The following is a 19,609-nucleotide window of genomic DNA, read 5'->3' as shown; positions in this document are numbered from 1 at the left end:
GGATGCTCGGCTACTCGACGACCCTGACCTTCGTCCCGAGGTCGCCGAACGCCCACAGGGCCGACCCGTCCGCCTTCGGCATCCGGATGCCGCCGGTCTTCGCGCCGGCGGTGGCCGGGGGCGGGGAGGCGCCGTCGACGGCGTTGGAGAAGGCGATGTTGACGCCGGAGACGACCGAGAAGTAGATGATGTGCTCGATCTCGACGCCGTCGGAACCGGTCGTCGTGTCCTTGCGGACGGAGATCGTGTAGGTGCCGGGCACGGGCGCGACCGTGCCCGGCCAGACCGTGAAGGTACGGCGGGCCGTGTCGTCCGCGTCGACCAGCCAGACCCGGTGGTCGGAGAGGTCGTAGACGATCCGGCGGCCGGTGCCCGAGGCCTCGGGCACCTCGGTCGCGGCCGGGGCGGCCGAGGCCTTCGGCGAGGCGGACGCCTTCGCTCCCGGCGCGGCGGACGCCGACGCGCCCGGGCGGACCGCGGCGGCCGTGGGATGCGGGCCCCGCTCGGCCTGCACCGTCAGCACACCGACCGCGGCGATCGCGCCGACCGTCAGACCGGTGACCCAGATCGACGAGGGAAGTCGGGCAGGCACGGGCACGCATCTCCTCGGCTACAGAGCCCCTCCGATGGGGGTCGGATCATCGTACTCACTCCAGCACGGGCAGGAGTTCCGGCAGATGCCCGTCCGAGGCCCGGGCGGCGCGCTGCCGTTCCTCCGGTACCTCGCCGTACAGGGTGGTGCGCGGGCGCGCCGGGCGGCCGGCGGCCTCGGCGACCGCGATCAGGTCCTTGACGGACTTGTAGGAGCCGTAGGAGGAGCCCGCCATCCGGGAGATCGTCTCCTCCATGAGGGTCCCGCCGAGGTCGTTCGCGCCGGAGCGCAGCATCTCCGCCGCGCCCTCGGTGCCGAGCTTGACCCAGCTGGTCTGGATGTTCGGGATGTGCGGGTGCAGCAGGAGCCGGGCCATCGCCGTCACCGCCCGGTTGTCGCGCATCGTCGGCCCGGGGCGGGCGATTCCGGCCAGGTAGACGGGCGCGTTGGTGTGGATGAAGGGGAGTGTCACGAACTCGGTGATGCCGCCGGTCCGTTCCTGGATGCCGGCCAGGGTGCGCAGATGCCCGAGCCAGTGCCGGGGCTGGTCGACATGGCCGTACATCATCGTCGAGGTCGACGGGATGCCGACCTCGTGGGCCGTCGTGATCACCTCGATCCAGGTCGCCGTGGGCAGCTTGCCCTTGGTGAGGACCCAGCGGACCTCGTCGTCGAGGATCTCGGCGGCGGTGCCGGGGATGGAGTCCAGGCCCGCCTCCTTGGCGGCGATCAGCCACTCGCGGATCGACAGGCCGGTGCGGGTCGCGCCGTTGACGACCTCCATCGGGGAGAAGGCGTGCACATGCATGCCGGGGACCCGGGACTTCACCGCCTTCGCGATGTCGAAGTAGGCCGTGCCGGGCAGATCGGGGTGGATGCCGCCCTGCATGCACACCTCGACCGCGCCCACGTCCCACGCCTGCGCCGCGCGGTCCGCCACCTGGTCGAGGGACAGCGTGTAGGCGTCGGCGTCGGTGCGGCGCTGCGCGAAGGCGCAGAAACGGCAGCCGGTGTAGCAGACGTTGGTGAAGTTGATGTTCCGGGTGACGATGTAGGTGACGTCGTCGCCGACCGCGGCGCGGCGGACGTCGTCGGCGATCCGGGTCAGCGCGTCCAGCGCCGGTCCGTCCGCGTGCAGCAGGGCGAGCGCCTCGGCGTCGGTGAGGCGGGTCGGGTCGTCGGCCGCGGTGGCCAGCGCCTGGCGTACGTCCGTGTCGATGCGCTCCGGCACCATGCCGGGGGCGGCCGCCTCCCGCAGGGCGGACCAGTCGCCGTACACCTCGTCGAAGTCCGTGCGCCGGTCGGTCGTACGGCCCTCGGTGTCGATGGCGGTGTGCAGATCCGTCCGGCCGGAGGCGGTGAACACCTCCTCCGGTTCCTGCCACGGCCGGCCCTCGACGACCGCGTCCGGCACCGCGAGACCGGTGGCCGGGTCGGCGAGCGCGCGGACGTGCGGCAGCAGGCGGGGGTCCAGCCAGGGTTCGCCGCGGGTGACGAACTCGGGGTACACGCAGAGACGTTCCCGCAGCGTGAAGCCGGCCGCCGCGGACCGTGCGGCCAGCTCCTCGATCTGCGGCCAGGGGCGTTCGGGGTTGACGTGGTCGATGGTCAGCGGGGAGACCCCGCCCCAGTCGTCGATGCCCGCCCCGATCAGCCGCTCGTACTCGCCGGCGACCAGGTTGGGCGGGGCCTGGAGGTTCGCGGACGGGCCCATGAGGTGGCGGGCGACGGCCACCGCCGCGACCAGCTCGTCGAGTTCGGCGTCCGGCATGCCGCGCATGGCCGTGTCCGGCTTGGCGCGGAAGTTCTGGATGATCAGTTCCTGGATGCCGTGGTGGGCGCGGGAGATCCGGCGCAGCGCGAACAGCGACTCGGCCCGCTCCTCGTACGTCTCGCCGATCCCGATGAGGATCCCGGAGGTGAAGGGGACGGAGGAGCGGCCCGCGTCCTCCAGGACCCGCAGCCGTACGGCGGGTTCCTTGTCCGGGGAGCCGTGGTGGGGGCCGCCGGGCTCCGACCACAGCCGGGTGGCGGTCGTCTCCAGCATCATGCCCATGCTGGGCGCGACCGGCTTCAGCCGCTGGAAGTCGGTCCAGGACATCACCCCGGGGTTGAGGTGCGGGAGCAGTCCCGTCTCCTCCAGGATCCGGACGGAGATGGCGCGGACGTAGGCGATGGTGTCGTCGTAGCCGTGCGCGTCGAGCCACTCGCGCGCCTCGGGCCAGCGGTCCTCGGGCTTGTCGCCGAGGGTGATGAGGGCTTCCTTGCAGCCGAGCGCGGCACCGCGCCGGGCCACGTCGAGCACCTCGTCCGGGGACATGAACATCCCGTGTCCGGCGCGCCGCAGCTTGCCGGGGACGGTGACGAACGTGCAGTAGTGGCACTTGTCCCGGCACAGCCGGGTGAGGGGGATGAAGACGCTCTTCGAGTACGTGATGACGCCCGGCCGGCCGGCCGCCGCCAGGCCCGCGTCGCGCACCCGGGCGGCGGACGCGGCGAGGTCGTCGAGGGCCTCGCCGCGCGCCTGGAGCAGGACGGCCGCCTCGCTCACGTCGAGCGCGACGCCGTCCCGGGCACGTTTGAGAGCGCGACGCATGGAGTTCTCGGTGGGGCCGGGAAGGGGGCCGGGGCCGGTTCCGGAGGTCGCGGAAGTCGTCATCTCTTGAGCATACGTTCGGGCTGATCAGGGCCGGTGGGGGAGCCCGATTCGTCCCTCACCGCAGGTCGTTACACGGTGTCACTGGAAACCGTGCCACTGGAAACGGTGTCACTGGAGCCGGTGTCACTGGAGCCGGTGACGTAGGAGCCGGTGACGTAGGAGCCGTACGCGTCGAGGACCTTGAGGATCTCGCTCTCGCCGGCCGGCGGCAGCTGGAGCACGACCTCCTCGATGCCGAGGTCGGCGTAGTACGCGAGCTTGCCCGGGGAGGGGTGGACGGCGTACGGCACGATCTGGAGCGCCTCCGGCTCGCGCCCGGCGTCCGCCCACGCGGCGCGCAGCACCGGCAGGGTCTCGGACAGCCCGCGCCCGCCGATCGGCAGCCAGCCGTCGGCGTACTCGCAGATGTGGGCGAACAGCTTGGGCCCGGCGGCCCCGCCGACGAGCGTGCGGGGCCCGACGACCGGCCCGCGCGGCTGCTGCACCGGCTTCGGATGGGCACTGCTGGCCCGGACGGATCCGTACGCGCCCTCGTACGCGGTCGGCTCCTCGCTCCACAGCGCGCGCATCAGCGCCATCCGGTCCCGCACCAGCTCCCGTCGCGTCCGCCACTCGACGCCGTGGTCGGCGGCCTCCTCCACGTTCCAGCCGAAGCCGAGGCCGAGGGTGAGCCGGCCGCCGGAGAGGTGGTCGACGGTGGCGATCTGCTTGGCGAGGTCGATCGGGTCGTGCTGGGCGACGAGGGTGATGCCGGTGCCGAGGCCGAGGCGCTCGGTGACGGCGGCGGCCTGGCCGAGCGCGACGAACGGGTCGAGGGTACGGCCGTACTCGCGGGGCAGTTCGCCGCCCGCCGGGTACGGGGTGGTCCGCTCCACGGGGATGTGCGTGTGCTCGGGCACGTAGAGCCCGGCGAACCCGCGCTGTTCCAGCTCACGGGCGAGGCGGGTCGGGGTGATCGTCTCGTCGGTGAGGAAGATCGTTACGGCGATGCGCATGGCGGGCCTTTCGGTGCCGGTTCCTCTGTGTTCATCTGGGCCGGTTCATCTGTACCGGGAGAAGAGGCCGGTGTCCATACCGACCGGTCGGCATTGATCGCATTCCGAAGAGGGTGACTTCGTGACGGACACGCATGACAACCCTGTGGCACGCCGGACGGTGTTGGCGACGGGCACCGCCGCCGCGCTTACCTTGGGCAACGTGAGCTTCGCAGCCGCCGAAGGACAGCCGGGGTCGAGGACGGTACGCGGCACCCTGCCGCCCGGCTCCCCCGACTTCGTGTACGTCCCGGTCGACGTGCCGCCGGGCGTACGGGAGCTGAGGGTGTCGTACACCTACGACCGCCCCGCCGTCCCGGCCGGCACCCCCGGCAACGCGCTCGACATCGGCCTCTTCGACGAGCGCGGCACCGAGCTGGGCGGGGCGGGCTTCCGGGGCTGGTCGGGCGGCGCGCGCACGGAGTTCTTCGTCCGGGCGGACGAGGCGACGCCCGGCTATGTCGCGGGCCCGGTCCACGAGGGCCGGTGGCACATCGCGCTCGGCCCCTACACGGTGGCGCCGCAGGGACTGACGTACGAGATCACGGTCACGCTGACCCACGGCGAACCGGGGCCCGCCGTGCCGCCCTCCTACCCGCCGTCCCGTGCCGCGGGCCGGGGCCGGGCCTGGTACCGGGGCGACTGCCACCTGCACTCCTGGTACTCCGACGGCCGCCGCACCCCGGCGGAGATCGGCGCCCTCGCCCGGGCGGCGGGCCTGGACTTCGTCAACACCTCCGAGCACAACACGCACGCGGGCCACGGGGCGTGGGCGGACGTGGCCGGCGACGATCTGCTGGTGCTGCTCGGCGAGGAGATCACCACCCGCAACGGCCATGTCCTGGCGGTCGGCACGGCACCCGGCACCTTCGTGGACTGGCGCTACCGGGCCCGCGACGGCCGGTTCGCCCGCTTCGCGCGCCGCATCCGCCACGCGGGCGGCCTGGTGATCCCGGCCCATCCGCACGCCACCTGCATCGGCTGCTCCTGGAAGTTCGGCTTCGGGGAGGCGGACGCGGTGGAGGTGTGGAACGGGCCCTACACCCCGGACGACGAGGTGACGCTGGCGGAGTGGGACGCGACCCTGCGGGGCGGCTCGGCGCGGTGGCTTCCGGCGGTGGGCAACAGTGACGCCCACCGGGACCCGGACGTCGTGGGCCTGCCCCAGACCGTGGTCCTCGCGGACGCCCTCACCCGGGAGGCGATCCAGGAGGGCATCCGGGCGGGCCGGGTGTACGTGGCGGAGTCGAGCGCGGTGTCGCTGTCCTTCACGGTGACGGACGGCAGAGGCGAGCGGGCGGGCATCGGCGAGCGGCTGCGGGTGGACGCCGACACCCCGGTGACGGTCCGTCTGGAGACGACGGGCGCCCCGCGCTGCACGGTCCGCTTCGTGACCGACGAGGGGGTGGTGTTCACGAGCGCCCCGCTGCCGGTGTCGGGGGCGGGCGTCGTGGAGTGGCGTACGACCCCGGCGTACGCGGCGTACGTACGGGCCGAGGTACGGCACGAGGTGGCGGCGGGGCCGCTGCCGGGGGCGTTGGCCGCGTTCACGAATCCGGTGTTCCTGGGGTTCCCGGGGAGGTGAGGGGCGCCGGACGGGTGCGGTGCCGCCCGCGATGTCAGTGGGGTGAGGGACAGTTGGCCCCATGACGGACGAACGCTACTCCCGGCCGGCGGCCCAGCTCCTTCCCGAGGAGGCGGCCCGGCGATGGACGGCGCTGCTGCGCCCGTGCCTGCGCCTTCGCCGTGCCACCGAGGGCGAGCGGACCGTGGCGGTGCTCGGCGGAACCCCGGATCTTCCGGCGGGGACGGGCTGGCCCGAGTCGCCCGACGCCGGGCCCCTGTCCTTCGTGGCGTCGGTGCGGTGCGGGACACCGGTGTTCGCGGGGCTCCCGCCGACCGGAACCCTGCTGTTCTTCTACGCCGACGACCCGGAGGCGGTTGCTGCGGCCCGGGTGCTGTACATCCCGGAGGGCACGCCGGTCTCCCCCGCGCCCCCGCCCCCGGGCCTGGAGGTGTCCCCTCCGGTGGAGCTCACCGCGGAGGCCGAGGAGAGCGCCCCCGACCTGTGGCTCCCCGGCTCCCGGGAGGCCCTGCTGGGCGACGCCGACCGCCCCTGGCCCCACCCCCGCGAAACTCCGGCCGAACTCCGCCTGTTCCTCCGCGCCTTCGCCCGCCTGCGCACCCGGATCGGCCACCAGCTCGGGGGCCACCCGGTACCGGTCCAGGGCCCGGTGGAGTACGAGGTGGCGGACGGGGACCAGGACACCGGCCGCTGGCTCCTGCTGGCCCAGTTCGACAGCGACACCGACGCGGGGACCAGCTGGGCCGACGGGGGCACGCTCTACTGGCTGATCCGCCCGGAGGACCTGACCGCCCACCGCTTCGACAGGGCCCGGTTCACGGTGCAGTGCTAGGCAGAACTGCCGGAACCCGGCAAGGAGGGGCCGCTTCCGGCTGCCGACCGCCCGCCTTGTCTGCCTGGTCCTGACGGGAAGAGGCTGTGCCGGAGGGCCGTATTACCGAGGACGAAACCGGGGGACGCCGAAAGTGTCGAGAACAAGACTCCGGGGCGCGCTGCTGCTGACGCTGTCCCCGATCCCGGCCGTGGCCGCCTACTTCATCTTCACCCTCTGGCTCCCGCACGACATGGCGCGCTACCGGGACTATGTGAGGGCGGAACCCTGCGCCGCGGGGACGTCACCGCGGGAGCACGAGGACTGCCTGCGCGAGGCCACCTTCACCGTCGACAGGACGAAGATCAAGGACGGCGGCAGGAACAGCACCTACGAGGCAACGCTGTCCGGGGCGCCCTACTGGAACGGCGTGCTGTCCTTCGGCGACCCGACCCCGCTGCTGTCCCGCCTCGAACCGGGCGACCAGGTCACCGGCACGGTCTGGCGCGGCGACATCATGGCGCTCAGCCGCGACGGCGTCCGCCAGAAGTCCGCCGACGAACCCCGCGACGAACCCCAGATGCCCGCCGCCCTCGGCACCTTCGCCGCCCTCCTCGCCGCCCTGACCCTCGCCATCGGCACGGCCCGCCTGACCCAACCCCACCCCCCGCACCCGCTCCCCTGGCGCGGCTTCGGCAAACCCCTGCTGATCACCCTCTCGATCGCCTGCCCCGTCCTGGGCCTGCTCGGGGCGTGGTGGAACATCCCCTGGTGGCTCCTCCCGACGGTCCTCGTACCGCTCATGAGCTACACGGCATGGGAGGTCGAGCGCTATCCCCGCCGCCGCCCGAAGCCCACGGCTCCCGCCTGAGGGCGCCCTCCCCCGCCCCGACCCGGTCAGGCCGAAACGGAGTGCACCGACGCCCTCCTGACCCCGGTTCCGGTCTCGAAGCGGTAGATGATCTTCCCGTCGAACTCCTCGAAGCCCAGCTCCCGGTAGAAGGCGCGGGCGCCGTCGTTCTCGCTGTCGGTCATCCACTCCAGACGGCTGCATCCCGGCCGCTGCTCGGCGATCTCCTGGAGGCGCCTCATCAGCAGCTTGCCGACGCCCTGCCGGCGGAGGGAGTCACGGACGTAGAGCTCCTTCAGGAAGAGCGAGTGGGAGGATCCCGCGGCCGGCCACAGAAACGAATAGGCGGCCATGCCGACGAGATCGCCCCGGCCGTCCACCACCAGCAGCGCCGAGGCCAGCGGTGGAGAACCGAACAGGGCCTGTTTGATCTGTGACCGGCGCTCCTCCAGGGGCTGGATCTCGGTCGCCCCGTAGAAGCGCTCGATCTCTTCGATCAGCACGGCCAGTGCCGAGAGGTCACCCGCGCGGGCGGGGCGGATGGTGGTGTTCATACGAGGCCCTCCTGTCGTCCTTGTTCCGGGGCGTTGATCCGGTCAACGCGCTCGGCTTCCCCACGGTGCGGATCGCGGGGCCACGAGGGTGACCGCGCCGTCGCCCGCAGGTCCCAGCCGTGGCGGCGCAGCGACCCCTGGACGTGCCCGATGAGGTGCTCCAGATCGGCGCAGTACACCGAGGGGTTTCGGTAGCCGCGGCCGGTGCTGAAGCGGTGCGGGAGGTAGCCCCCGCCGCAGACCTCGACCAGAGCGCAGGAACGGCACTGTTCGGCGAGCGCATCCTTGCCGAGCCGCCTGTGCCGGAGCTTTGGGTGGCGGGCCGCCTCGTCGAGGGTCGAGCCGAAGACGTCGAGCCCCAGCCAGGAGGCGCCCTCCTCGACGGACCGCAGGGTGTCCACGCCCTCGATGGACCCGTCGGACTCGATCACCACGGTCGTGGGCGGCGCCAGCCCGAGGGACTCCACGGACCCCCGGACGCCCACACTGAGCGCGGCGATGTCCTCCAGCACGCGGATGCCGTGCCGGTACCCCGGCCGGGCGAGCCAGGCGTCGTAGACACCGCTCAGCCAGATCCCGTATTCGGGCAGCGACGGGTCGTTGCGTGGCGGCGGGGCGTCGTGCGTGGCGTGCGGGAGGCCGAAATCGATGAGGGGTGGCTGAAAAGCGGCGAGGTGGTCATGCACCTCCTCGGGGTCGAAGGCCAGGTCGACGACGGCGAGGAGTCCCGCGAACAGGTGCGGGCGGGTCCGCAGCAGTCGGATGCCGCGTTCGGCGGCGGCCGCGGTGGAGCGGGAGGTACGGGTCAGCCGGTGCCGGTCGTTGGCGTGTGGCGGCCCGTCGAGGCTCACCCCCACGCGGACGTCGAACTCCTCGAAGAGGTCGAGCCAGCCCTCCGTGAGCAGGGTGCCGTTGGTCTGCACCTCGAAGCGGACCTCGGGGCCCGCCGCGGTGCGGATCTCCTCGCGGAGCGCGGTCAGGAGGGCATGCGTGTGCCGTCGGCCGGCGAGCAGCGGTTCACCCCCGTGCAGGACGACGTCGACCGTCGGCAGGCCATGGGCGATCGCGTGCTCACGGATCCTTTCCCCGGCCGCCCTGGCGACCTCCACGCCCATCCGGGCGGGCAGTCTCCGCCAGGCCTGGTCGGGGGCGTGGAAGACGTAGCAGTAGTCGCAGTCGATGTTGCAGCGGTTCGCCGACTTGAGGACGTACGTGCGGAAGGGAACGGGCGGGAGCGTCATCGGCCGACGCTCTGCTACCGGGGGAGCGGCCGGGTGAGGGACGCCTGGTGGCCGCCTTCGCCGACCTGCTCCGGCGACGCCTGCTCCACTGCCAGACGGTGCCGGACACGCGTGGCGACACGCTCCAGAACCGAGGTGGGACCGACCGGACCGGGGTCGCCCGCTTCGCCGTGCACAGCCGTCGGAACCCTGTCCAAGCCCATCCAACGCCCCCCTGAGCATCGGTAGTTGAAAGATCAAATTAGACTCAAGGTACCAGCATCCGCAGCACGGCCGGGAGCCCCGAACCAGCCACTCTCCGCGATATTACGCGCACGTTACGTGTTCAGTATGCGCTTTCCGCACGCAACCGCTCCACCGCCTCCGCCGCCGCGCTCAGCCCCAACTCCCGGTACACGGAAGCCGCCTCACCCCACGACGCCTCGGCCACAGCACTCCCACCGGCCGCCCGCGCACAGCGCCCGACACCCTCCAGCGCCCTGGCCTCCTCCAGCGGGCAGCGCACCTCCCGGGCCAGCCGCAGCGCCCGCTCGAAACGCCTCCGCCCGGCCCCCGGATCGCCCGCCGCGCACAGCAGCGCTCCCCAGTGGTTGAGCACCTCCGCCTCGGCGCACCGGTCGCCCAGCTCGCGGGCGAGCCCGACACTGCGCCGGAACGCCTCCTCGGCTCCGTCCCGGTCACCGGCCCCGCCGCGTGCCGCGCCCAGCTCGCTCAGCGCCGCGGCCTCACCGCCCCGGCTGCCGAGGTCGCCGTAGACGACCAGGGCCTCCTCCAGCCGGCGCACCGCCTCCGGGAGGTTCCCGCCGAGGCAGTCGAGGGCCCCCAGGTGCCGGACGCTGTTGGCCCGCCCGAACCGGTCGCCCAGTTCGGTGTAGTGCTCCAACGCACGCGTGTGGGCCTCCCGTGCGTCGGCGAGGTCTCCGGTGATACGCCGGACCACGCCGAGTTCGTTGAGGGCGTACGCCTGGTGGACGCGGTCGTCGAGGCGGCGGTAGATCTCGAACGCCTCCTGGTGGCGCCGCGCCGCCAGCTCGTACTCGCCCTTCAGACAGTGCACGACCCCCAGATCGCGCAGCGAGTTGGCCTCGCCGTACCGGTCGCCGAGCTCCCGGTAGACGGCCAGCGCCTCGGACTGGGCCTCGACGGCCCGGTCGAACCGGCTCGTCTGCCGGCGGACCATACCGAGGTCCGCGAGCGCGTTCGCCTGCCCCAGCCGGTCCCCCAGGTCGCGGTAGATGGCCAGCGCCTCGGTCTGGGCCCGCGCCGCGGCCTCGTTGTCCGCGGTCAGGTACCAGACGATCCCCGCCTGGTTCAGGGCGTCGGCCCGGCCCTTGCGGTCCCCGACCTCGTCGTACCGCCGCGCGGCCTCGTCCAGCGCCTCGGTCGCCTCGCCGTACGCGGCCATGAAGCGCCGTACGACACCGAGTTCGGCCAGCGCCCCGGCCAGGGCCCGTGAGTCACCGGTGCGCCGCGCCGCCTCGGCGGCCGTCCGGTGCAGGCCCACCGCCTGGTCCCAGGGGCCCGCCTGCCGCAGGAAGGGAGCCATCGCCGCGGCCAGCCCGATCACCAGGTCGTGCAGGGAGAGGTTGTTCGCCTGCTCGATGCAGGACAGCACGTTGGCCCGCTCGCTCTCCAGCCATCCGACGGCCGCCGTACGCGAACCCATCGCGGGCGTCTCCAGGTCCCCGGCCGCCTCGGGCGGCAGGGGCGCGGCCGCTCCGCTGCGGACGATGTACGTGTTCGCAGCGGCGAGAGCGGCCAGGTAGTACAGACATACGCGATGGACGGCCTGAACCTGTTCCATGCTGCCTCCCTCGTCCCCGAGGCGACCGGCGTAGTCGCGCAGAAGGTCGTGAAGCCGGTAGCGGCTCCCCGGGTGTTCGTCGATCAGGTGGTCGTCGTAGAGCGCCTCGAGATGCCCTCGCGCCTCGGCGACGGACGCCGAGGCCAGCGCGGCACCGGCATACTCCGATATGTCTGTACCCGGGTAGAAACCCAGGCTCCTGAAGAAGCCCTGCCGCGCCTGCGGCAGATCCCGGTACGACAGCTCGAAGGCGGCGACGAGCGCCCGCTCCCCGGCCCGGAACTCACCCAGCCGGTCCCGGGCCGCCGTGAGCCGGTCCAGCAGATCCCCCGCGCTCCAGGCCGGATGGTGCCGGAGCCGGGCCGCCAGCAGGGACACCCCGAGCGGCAGATAGCCGCAGGCCCGGACCAGTTCCTCGACGACCGGCCGCCCGAGCACGTCGAGCGGACGGCCGCTCAGCCGGACGAACAGATCGACGGCGTGCGCGGGCGGCAGCGCCACCACGGGCAGCACGACCTCCTCGTGCACGGCCAGCCGCTTACGGCTGGTGACGAGCACCAGGCACTCGCTCCCGCCCGGCAGCAACGGCTCCAACTGCCCGTAACTGGCCGCGTTGTCGAGGATGAGCAGCGCTCTGCGGCCGGCGAGGTGACTGCGCCACATCGCCGCCCGCGCCTGTGTGACGGCGCCCATGTCGTCCCCGACCGGGATCTGCTGCGTGGGCACTCCGGCCGCCGCCAGCAGGGAGGCCAGCGCCTCGCCGGGGTGGACCGGGCTCTGGCCCGAGGTGTGCCCGTTGAGATTCACGAACAGCTGCCCGTCGGGGAAGCGTTCCGAGAGGAGGTGCCCGGCGTGCACGGCGAAGGTGGTCTTCCCGACCCCGGGCATGCCGTCGATGACATGGACCGCGAGCGACTCGCCGTTCTCCTGCGCGGCCCGCACCGACTCCACCAGCCTGCGCAGTTCGTCGGACCGGTTGGTGAACGCGGTCGCGTCCCTGGGCAGCGAGCGCAGGACCAGGGCGGCGCCGGGCGGCCCCACCGGATCGTCCGGCCGAGGCTGCTGCGTCGCCGCCGGATCCGGTGTCTCCGACAGCCGCGCGAGCAGCATGGTCAGCCCCACCAGGGCCACGCCCAGCGCGGCGAACGACAACCACGCGTGCCGCTGGATCCAGCCGAGGGCGCCCGGCCAACGCGCCTCGTCGGAGACCGCGTTGGTGACGAGCCCTATCAACATCGTGATGATCGCGCCGCCACCCGCGACCGCGGCGACGGCGGCCCCTCGGCGCAGTCTCATACGGCACCTGGAACCGACCCGGCCACGAAGGCCACCCCCCGAATCCGACTCCCCGACCCGTCAAGCGGACCAGCCCCGCCGACCCGGGTCAAGGGCGCCCTCCCGGCCATACGGCGGGAAGGACCGCGGGTACATGGTCGCCGCGCTCAACGCCTGGGCGAAGAAGTTCCAGTCGTGTCCCTACGTCGGAATGAACGCCGGCCACCAGGGCGGAACGTTCCCCGGGCAGGACGGGGCGGGGTAGGAGTCGACCATGCCGATCCAGGTCACCACGAACCAGGTGAACCACACCGTGCAGACGACTCCGGCGGTCAGCGCCGGCCCGGGGTGACGTCGTCCGAGGGTGCCGAGCAGGACGACCCAGGGGACGGCCGCCGCGATCCAGAGGAGCGGGGCGAGAAGGAGCAACGTCATGCTGTCGGCCGCCGCGTTGGCACCGATGCCGCAGTCGGCCCACACCCGCCCGATGACCACGACGCAGACCAGCGACGTCAGCCCACCGACGACGACGCCGGGCACGGTCCCCCTCATCCCCCGTCCCCTCGGTGTTCTCGGTGGTGGTCCTCCCGAGAGAGCCGCATGACGTGGACCGGCTGTCCATGGGCGGGGACGCGGGTGGTTCGGTCGAACTTCAGGCCGAGCTTGGTCATGACCCGCGTCGAGGCGTGGTTGTCGACATGGCAGACGCTGACGACGTGATCCAGACCCACCTCGTCGAAGGCGAACGCCAGGACCTCCCGGGCCGCCTCCGTGGCATGGCCCCGCCCCCAGGAGCGGCGCCGGAGCCGCCATCCGATCTCCACCGCCGGCATGATCTCGGGGAGGAAGGCCGGAACGGCCAGTCCCACCCAGCCGATCAGCTCGCCGGTCGCGATGTCCTCGGCGGCGAACAGGCCGTATCCACGCTCGTCCCAGGCTGCCCGCACCCGGCCCAGCGCCGCGGCGGTCTGCTCACGGGTGCCGGGTGAGCCGTCACCGATGTACCGCATGACGTCCGGATCCGCGTCCATCTCCGCGAGGGGCTCCAGGTCGGCGTCCCGCCATTGCCGCAGCCACAGCCGCTCGGTGCGGCGCTCCGGGTGTCGTATGGGCACGGGGTCCTTCCCTTCCGTGATCAGGGTGTGGTGCGGACGGCGGTGAGGGCCTGGTCGTACGTCGCGGTGACGTCCGTGGTGCCTGCGGTTCTGACCCAGAGTTCGGTTGCCGTGTCGAAGCAGGCGAAGGCGGTGGCGATGACGGCCAGGGCGCGGGGGTCGGGGAGCGGGCCGTGGGGGATGCCCATGCGGGCTTCGACGGCGGGGACCAGGGCGGCCTGCCAGCGGAGGCGCTTCTCGAGGGAACGGGCGCGCAGGGACGGGGTGTTGAGGATCAGGGTGCTGATCTGGAGGACGCGTTCGGGGGTGTGGTCGGCGCCCAGGATCGCCGAGAAGCCGGCGCGCAGGGCGTCCCAGGGGGAGGCGTCGGCGGGCTGGGCGTCGACCGTTTTCCTCAGGAGTTCGCCCAGCGCCTCCTGGTCCCCGCAGACCAGGTCCTCCTTGGTGCCGAAGTAACGGAAGAGGGACCGCTGCGAGATGCCGGCCTCCTTGGCGATCTGGGCGATCGTCGTCTCGTCGTAGCCCCGCTCGGCGAACAGCCTCAACGCCGTGTCCAGGATCGCGGCGACGGCGACCTGGCGCGAGCGGTCCCACAGCGTCGGCGGCGTCTGCGGCGGCGGACTCGGATTACCCATGCGGCCAAGATATCGAGCAACCCCTGCGGGCAGTCATGATTTTCCTGGCAGTGACTGCCAACCTGGCGTACGGTGCCGGAACCGTGTTCGTGAAAGGGGTATCGCATGTCCGAGGTCGACTATCGCGGCCAGACCACGCTGATCACCGGCGCCAGTTCCGGCATCGGGGCGGAGTTCGCCCGGCAGCTCGCCGCGCGGGGGTCGGGTCTGGTGCTCGTGGCGCGGCGGCGGGAGCGGCTGGAGGCGCTGGCGGCCGAACTCGTCTCCGCGTACGGCGTCGACGTCGTCCCCCTCCCGTTCGATCTGGGGCGGCCCCTGGCCGGCGAGGCGCTCGCGGCCGAGGTCGGCCGGAGGGGGCTGGCGGTGACCGGTCTGGTGAACAACGCCGGCTTCGGGACGTACGGCCCCTTCCACCGGGAGGATCCCCAGCGGCTGCGCGAGGAGATCGCCCTCGATGTGACGGCGGTGGTCGACGTCAGCCGTGCGTTCATCGAGCGGCTGCGGGACGCGGGGCGGGGGGTACTCGTCAACGTCGCGAGCATGGCCGCATACCAGCCGGATCCGCAGATGGCCGTCTACGGGGCGACCAAGGCGTTCGTGCTGAGCTTCACCGAGGCGCTGTGGTACGAGTCGCGGGGGACGGGATTGCGGGTGATCGCCGTGTCGCCCGGCGCGACCCGGACCGAGTTCTTCGACGTCGTCGGCACCCTGGACGCGGCGGGCGGCACCAGGCTGAGCGAACCCGGTGACGTGGTCCGCGACGCGCTCCGTGCGCTGGACCGCCGCAACCCGCCGCCGAGCGTGGTCTCCGGGCGCCTCAATCACGCCATGACGGTGGCGGGGCGGCTGGTCGGCCGACGGCAGCTGGTGAACGCGGTCGGCCGCATGACCTCGCCCACCCGTTCGGTCGGCTGACCAGGCGCATTGACCGCCTGCCGTCTACTCTCGGCCCGTGGGACAGCCCGAGCAGCGCGCCGAGGGCGCGGGACCGTTCACGACCCGGCTCACCTGGCGGCCTCCCGGTGGCGGCACCGCCGTATGGGAGTCGCGGCCCGCGCGGCGGCAGGGCGTGATCGCCGTCCGCGCGCCGGGTGCGCCGACCGGCAGCCGCACCAGCGCCGACGCGGTCGCCGTCCGCCGGCTGCGCCTGCTCAACGCCGTCGCCGCGACCGCCTTCGTCATCGGCGGTGCGCTCTTCGCGCTCGGCGCGGGTGTCGCCCAGTTCGGCTCCGGGGACGCCACCACCTGCGCGTCGATCTACTTCGCCGGGGGCCTCTTCTTCAACACCGGCGGTTTCGTCTCCCTCCTCCAGGTCGTCAACGCGCCCCGCCACGTCCCCGGCGGCGAGGGCCGGCTGGTCACTCCCGCCTGGCGCTGGTGGAGTTACGAGCCCACCCGCATCGACTGGCTGAGCCTGTTCGTCCTCTTCGTCGGCACCCTCGTCTTCGGCGTCAACCTGCTGGACTCCTTCCTCCAGGGCCTGAGCGTCCAGCAGGTGAACCGGCTGATCTGGGTGCCGGACGTGATCGGCTGCATGCTCTTCCTGATCTCCGGCCACCTCGCCGTCACCGAGATCTGCCACAGCCACCGTCCCTGCCTGCGCTGCCGCAGCCTCGGCTGGTGGATCGTCGCCGTGAACCAGTTCGGCTCCGTCCTCTTCATGATCTCGGCGATCGCCGCCTACACCCGCCCCGCGACGGACAGCCTGGTCAACGCGGACATCGCGAACTGGGGGACGCTCCTGGGCGCGGCCTGCTTCTGCTTCGGCGGCGTCCTCCAGCTCTTCGAGCGCCCCTGACACCGACGTGGGGGTACTTCGAGGACTCAGTCCACCACCTGCGGATCACGAAAGTAGTAGACGACGGTCACTCCCATGCCTTGGGTGTGTGTATAGACGACCGTGATCGCCTCGGCCGAGTCACGGGCGAGAGGGGTCGTATACGTGTACTCGACGGACGGCGGCCGCCAGCCGGGGATCTCTCGGCCCACCGCCGGGTCGCGTCCGATCGCCAGGAGCGCATCCCGGACGACCTCCCGCTCCCCTTCGGTCAGCTCACCGAACGCCTTCTTCGCGGGCTCGGCCTCCTCCAGAGGGACATCGTTCACGCCCTGCCGCCTCCGCCGCGCGCGTCCTCCAGAGCGGTCATGATCTCCGGCGAGTTCCTGATCAGGATCCGGTGCCGGTAGGCCCGTACCACCGCCGCCGCGCCCGCGAAATCATTGGTCGGAGCGGCTCCTATGGCGGCGGCCAGCTCCTGCTCGAAGCGCTCCCGGTCACCCGGGAAGCCGTAGCGGCTGAGCGCACTGCGCAGATCGTCCACGGTCCGGATCTCCGGGAGAGGCATCGCTCCCCAGTCCTGCTCGGGCTGTGCGCTCATCGTCTGCTCCTGGTGAACGGGGCATTGCTCCACTTCCAGTATGGCGCCGGCCGACCGGGCCCGGCAGCGCGTACTCACCACGCCACCCCGCGTCCGCAGTCCGCCCACAGCAGCTTGCCGCCCTTCGACGCGCCCAGTTCTCGCAGCACGGACACGCCCACCTCGTCGGCACAGGCCCGCACCAGGTGCAGGCCCCGGCCGCCTTCGGTGTCGGGCGGAGGTACGGCGTCCTTGTCGACGTCGGCCGAGAAGGCGGGCGGGATCCTGGGATCCGTGTCCCATACGGCGACCCTTAGGCGGCCGCCCAGGTCATGGGCGGCGAGGATCAGTCTGAGGGTGCCTCGGGCGATACCCGGTGCGCGTGGATCTCGGGGAAGGTGCAGGGTGTAGTTCCAGGCCGGGCGGGGCGCCTGATCAGTACGCTATCGACCTACCACCTAATACATTTCCCATTTCGGCAATCACATGAGGTATTCGCTCGTGTGAGTGACAACAACGCGCTGCTTTCCAAGGAGAGTTGGCCATTGGCTCCCAAGACCGCCACGAGCGCCCGCCGCCTCCGCCTCGGCACGGAGCTGCGCAGACTCCGGGAGAAGGCGGGGCTGTCCGTCACCGAAGGGGCCCGTCAACTCGGCGTCAGCCAAGCCCAGCTCAGCAACATCGAAGCAAGTCGGTTCGGTGTGAGCGCAGACCGGTTGCGGGCACTCGCACGCATCTACCGCTGCTCCGACACCGCCTACCTCGACGGGCTGATCGAACTGGCCGGTGAGCGGAAGAGCGGCTGGTGGGAGACCTTCCGCGAGGTGCTGCCCGCCGCACTGCTCGACCTGGCCGAAACCGAGCACTACGCCACCGAGCTCCAGGCAGCCAACACGGCGCACGTCCCCGGCCTGCTTCAGCTCGCGGACCACTCTCGCGCCATCTTCGAACTGGCCGTGCCCGAGTTCAGCCGCCGTGAGCTTGAGCTTCGCGTGAACTTCCGGCTCCAGCGCCAAGCCCTGCTGGACCAGGATCCGCCAGTGCCCTACAGGGCAATCGTCCACGAGGCCGCACTCCGCGTGCCCGTGGGCGGGACATCAGTCGCCAAGCGCCAGCTGCGGCACCTCCTGACCCAGAGCGAGCGCGACGGCATCACCATCCAAGTGATCCCCTTCGCGATCGGGGCCTACCCAGGCTCCGGCCAGACCTTCCTCTACGTCCATGGCGCTGTACCGCGGCTGGACACGATCTCCTTGGACCAGTCGCACGGCCCCGCGCTCGTCGACACCGAAGCCGGACTGGACACCTACCGAAATCTGCTGCAACGGATGGAATCCGTGGCGCTGCCCCCGGAAACAACCCGGGACTTCATCCACAACCTGGCCACCGAACTGTGAGAGGACCCGCATGACCGCCTACGCATGGCAGAAGTCGTCCTACTGTGCCCAGGGCGAATCGTGCGTTCACGTCACCGCCGCAGCCCAGAAGTCCTCCTACTGCCAGGAAGGCGAAGCCTGCGTCCACATATCCGCCGACCCCCACCCCCACTCCATCCACCTCACTGAATCCGCGGACCCCTCCCAGACCGTCCTCACCACCACCCCCGCCGCCTTCGCCGCCCTCCTCCTCGCGGGGCGGAAACCGGACGCCCTCCGGCCGCGTCCTCGCCTCTGATCGGATCCGATGTGGAGGGGGCGGTACATGAACGCGGGTCAGCAGACGGAGTTCCATGCCTCGTGCGGGCACTTGATCTCGGCTCCGGCCGACCGGGCCGGGCAGGACGTGCGCTGCCCCCACTGCCACCAGGTGGTTCGGGTCCCGCAGCCCGATGTTCCGTATGCCTCCCCCATCCCCGTACCGGCCAGTGCCGTCGAGCCGGCCGCGCTGACCGCCGTCTATGTGATCGCGCTGCTCGGGGGCCTCGCCGCGGCCTTCTACATCTACTTCCTCGCGTTCGACGACTTCTCCGAGTCCGAGTTGGTCTCGATCACCCCGCTGTGGTTCTTCCCGATCGTTCTCGGGCTGTACGGCTTCGTCTCCCAGCGGCTGCTCCGCCGGATGGCGACAGGGGGCGCGAGGACCCTGAACGAGGCCGCCCGGATGTCGATCGACGTGGCCGGGCACTGGGCGGCCCTGGTCCTCTTTCCGTTCCTGGTGCTGAGGTGGCGCAGCTCGCTGCTCGTGTCGGTGGCGGCGGCGGTCTTCTGGGCCGTGCTGCTGTGGCTCTTCTTCGCGCTCGTCTTTCCGAGCCTCTGAGCTCAGTCCCCGGCCGCCAGATCCGCCACCACCGCCGCATGGTCCGACGGCCACACCCCGTCCACCGGGGCCAGCCCCGCCCGCCGTACGGCGCGGACATGGCCCTCGCCGGACGGGCCCGGTGGGCCCGCGTGGATGTAGTCGATGCGGGCCGGGGGTTCGAGGACGCGGGCCGCGTAGGGGTTCTCGGGGGTCCAGGTCGCCGAGGGGGCGGACGGGTCGGCGTAGTCCCAGGCGTCGTACAGGATCCGGCCCGGGACGGGTGGGGCGGTGCGGATGCCGCCGAAGAGGCGCAGCTCGTCGGAGTCGGGGCGGGCGTTGAAGTCGCCGGTGACGACCGGGGGGTGCGAGGTGTCCCCCGATGACGACCAAACGAACTCCGCCAGTGCCCGCACCTGCTCGCAGCGGACCGCGGACGTGCCCGGCGCCGAGGTCAGGTGGACCGTGAAGAACGGGATGTCGTACGACGGGGTCGCCAGGCGGGTGTACAGGGCCTGGCGGCCGTCCGCCACCTCGGCCGGGGCCGGGAGGAGCAGCGTCCGCCGGTCGGTCACCGGCCAGCGGCTCAGGACCGCGTTGCCTATGTCCACCGTGTCGTCGTCGATGCGCCGGCGCCAGCGTTCGGGGAAGGGGGACGGGGCCCACGCGCAGTGCAGGCCCAGGTCGGCGGCGAGCCACTCCGCGAGGTTCTCGCCGTCCTCCGCCGCCCACACCTCCTGGAGGCCGACCACGTCGGGGCGCAGGTCGCGCAGCACGGCCAGGATCGCCTTCTGCCGCTCGCGCCACGGGCCGAAGCGCCACCAGAGGTTCCAGGTCACGACTCGCACGACAGGCACCCGCT

Annotated in this window: 22 protein-coding genes; 8 read left to right on the top strand and 14 right to left on the bottom strand. The window is 72.0% G+C overall.

Translation table 11 applies throughout. The features are described 5' to 3' along the window. Positions 1–10: 10 nt before the first annotated feature. The 3 genes from ABZ464_RS39035 to ABZ464_RS39025 form a co-directional block, all read right to left on the bottom strand. On the bottom strand, positions 11–592 hold the full coding sequence (locus ABZ464_RS39035) for a L,D-transpeptidase (protein ID WP_359285885.1): 582 nt from the start codon (positions 590–592) through the stop codon (positions 11–13). Positions 593–647: 55 nt separating this feature from the next. Next, positions 648–3,251 (bottom strand): bifunctional FO biosynthesis protein CofGH, encoded by a 2,604-nt coding sequence (locus tag ABZ464_RS39030; protein ID WP_359285883.1) that lies wholly within the window; start codon positions 3,249–3,251, stop codon positions 648–650. 68 nt (positions 3,252–3,319) lie between these two features. Beyond that, complete coding sequence (locus tag ABZ464_RS39025) at positions 3,320–4,246, bottom strand: LLM class F420-dependent oxidoreductase (protein ID WP_359285880.1); 927 nt, start codon at positions 4,244–4,246, stop codon at positions 3,320–3,322. A 121-nt stretch (positions 4,247–4,367) separates the two neighbouring features. Between ABZ464_RS39025 and ABZ464_RS39020 the strand changes: the two genes are divergently transcribed. From ABZ464_RS39020 to ABZ464_RS39010, 3 genes are all read left to right on the top strand, one after another. Then, positions 4,368–5,870 (top strand): CehA/McbA family metallohydrolase, encoded by a 1,503-nt coding sequence (locus tag ABZ464_RS39020; RefSeq protein WP_359285877.1) that lies wholly within the window; start codon positions 4,368–4,370, stop codon positions 5,868–5,870. Positions 5,871–5,931: 61 nt separating this feature from the next. Beyond that, positions 5,932–6,702: a YwqG family protein gene (locus ABZ464_RS39015; RefSeq protein ID WP_359285875.1), complete on the top strand. Its 771-nt coding sequence runs from the start codon at positions 5,932–5,934 to the stop codon at positions 6,700–6,702. A gap of 133 nt (positions 6,703–6,835) precedes the next feature. After that, positions 6,836–7,552 (top strand): hypothetical protein, encoded by a 717-nt coding sequence (locus ABZ464_RS39010; RefSeq protein WP_359285873.1) that lies wholly within the window; start codon positions 6,836–6,838, stop codon positions 7,550–7,552. A gap of 26 nt (positions 7,553–7,578) precedes the next feature. On the opposite strand, the gene haaN is transcribed toward ABZ464_RS39010, so the two are convergent. From haaN to ABZ464_RS38975, 7 genes are all read right to left on the bottom strand, one after another. Then, positions 7,579–8,085, bottom strand: coding sequence for a cyclophane-containing RiPP N-acetyltransferase HaaN (haaN, locus tag ABZ464_RS39005; RefSeq protein WP_359285871.1), 507 nt, complete (start codon positions 8,083–8,085; stop codon positions 7,579–7,581). After that, positions 8,082–9,326, bottom strand: coding sequence for an FxsB family cyclophane-forming radical SAM/SPASM peptide maturase (locus ABZ464_RS39000; protein ID WP_359285869.1), 1,245 nt, complete (start codon positions 9,324–9,326; stop codon positions 8,082–8,084). Before ABZ464_RS39000 ends, haaN begins: the two co-directional genes overlap by 4 nt. Positions 9,327–9,340: 14 nt before the next feature. Continuing rightward, on the bottom strand, positions 9,341–9,529 hold the full coding sequence (gene haaA, locus ABZ464_RS38995) for a HaaA family cyclophane-containing RiPP peptide (RefSeq protein WP_359285868.1): 189 nt from the start codon (positions 9,527–9,529) through the stop codon (positions 9,341–9,343). 122 nt (positions 9,530–9,651) lie between these two features. Next, the gene (haaT, locus tag ABZ464_RS38990) at positions 9,652–12,426 is read right to left on the bottom strand and encodes a cyclophane-containing RiPP biosynthesis TPR protein HaaT (RefSeq protein WP_359285865.1); all 2,775 of its coding nucleotides are present in this window, start codon (positions 12,424–12,426) and stop codon (positions 9,652–9,654) included. 180 nt (positions 12,427–12,606) lie between these two features. Next, complete coding sequence (locus ABZ464_RS38985; protein ID WP_359285863.1) at positions 12,607–12,957, bottom strand: hypothetical protein; 351 nt, start codon at positions 12,955–12,957, stop codon at positions 12,607–12,609. Next, complete coding sequence (locus tag ABZ464_RS38980; RefSeq protein WP_359285861.1) at positions 12,954–13,520, bottom strand: GNAT family N-acetyltransferase; 567 nt, start codon at positions 13,518–13,520, stop codon at positions 12,954–12,956. The genes ABZ464_RS38985 and ABZ464_RS38980 overlap by 4 nt, the downstream gene beginning before the upstream one ends. Positions 13,521–13,540: 20 nt before the next feature. Continuing rightward, positions 13,541–14,155: a TetR family transcriptional regulator gene (locus ABZ464_RS38975; RefSeq protein WP_359285858.1), complete on the bottom strand. Its 615-nt coding sequence runs from the start codon at positions 14,153–14,155 to the stop codon at positions 13,541–13,543. A gap of 105 nt (positions 14,156–14,260) precedes the next feature. Here ABZ464_RS38975 and ABZ464_RS38970 point away from each other — a divergent pair, with 105 nt between their 5' ends. Further along, positions 14,261–15,070, top strand: a complete 810-nt coding sequence (locus tag ABZ464_RS38970; protein ID WP_359285855.1) for an SDR family oxidoreductase — start codon at positions 14,261–14,263, stop codon at positions 15,068–15,070. A gap of 37 nt (positions 15,071–15,107) precedes the next feature. After that, on the top strand, positions 15,108–15,953 hold the full coding sequence (locus ABZ464_RS38965) for a hypothetical protein (protein WP_359285853.1): 846 nt from the start codon (positions 15,108–15,110) through the stop codon (positions 15,951–15,953). Positions 15,954–15,979: 26 nt separating this feature from the next. On the opposite strand, the gene ABZ464_RS38960 is transcribed toward ABZ464_RS38965, so the two are convergent. From ABZ464_RS38960 to ABZ464_RS38950, 3 genes are all read right to left on the bottom strand, one after another. Continuing rightward, the gene (locus tag ABZ464_RS38960; RefSeq protein WP_359285851.1) at positions 15,980–16,261 is read right to left on the bottom strand and encodes a hypothetical protein; all 282 of its coding nucleotides are present in this window, start codon (positions 16,259–16,261) and stop codon (positions 15,980–15,982) included. Continuing rightward, positions 16,258–16,533, bottom strand: coding sequence for a hypothetical protein (locus ABZ464_RS38955; protein WP_133912111.1), 276 nt, complete (start codon positions 16,531–16,533; stop codon positions 16,258–16,260). The genes ABZ464_RS38960 and ABZ464_RS38955 overlap by 4 nt, the downstream gene beginning before the upstream one ends. Positions 16,534–16,607: 74 nt before the next feature. Next, on the bottom strand, positions 16,608–16,916 hold the full coding sequence (locus ABZ464_RS38950; RefSeq protein WP_359286000.1) for an ATP-binding protein: 309 nt from the start codon (positions 16,914–16,916) through the stop codon (positions 16,608–16,610). A 141-nt stretch (positions 16,917–17,057) separates the two neighbouring features. On the opposite strand from ABZ464_RS38950, the gene ABZ464_RS38945 reads away from it, so the two are divergent. The 3 genes from ABZ464_RS38945 to ABZ464_RS38935 are packed head-to-tail and all read left to right on the top strand — an operon-like array spanning position 17,058 to position 18,768. After that, complete coding sequence (locus tag ABZ464_RS38945) at positions 17,058–17,909, top strand: helix-turn-helix transcriptional regulator (protein WP_359285848.1); 852 nt, start codon at positions 17,058–17,060, stop codon at positions 17,907–17,909. A 10-nt stretch (positions 17,910–17,919) separates the two neighbouring features. Then, positions 17,920–18,186, top strand: coding sequence for a DUF397 domain-containing protein (locus ABZ464_RS38940; RefSeq protein WP_359285846.1), 267 nt, complete (start codon positions 17,920–17,922; stop codon positions 18,184–18,186). Between the two features lie 27 nt (positions 18,187–18,213). Continuing rightward, a complete protein-coding gene (locus ABZ464_RS38935) occupies positions 18,214–18,768 on the top strand; it encodes a hypothetical protein (RefSeq protein WP_359285843.1) in 555 nt (184 codons plus the stop codon). Between the two features lie 2 nt (positions 18,769–18,770). On the opposite strand, the gene ABZ464_RS38930 is transcribed toward ABZ464_RS38935, so the two are convergent. Next, positions 18,771–19,595: an endonuclease/exonuclease/phosphatase family protein gene (locus ABZ464_RS38930; protein WP_359285842.1), complete on the bottom strand. Its 825-nt coding sequence runs from the start codon at positions 19,593–19,595 to the stop codon at positions 18,771–18,773. Between the last annotated feature and the right edge of the window lie 14 nt (positions 19,596–19,609).

The sequence above is a fragment of the Streptomyces sp. NPDC005820 genome (assembly GCF_040630255.1).
Lineage (GTDB): Bacteria > Actinomycetota > Actinomycetes > Streptomycetales > Streptomycetaceae > Streptomyces.
This window is presented reverse-complemented; position numbering and strand designations above follow the sequence as displayed.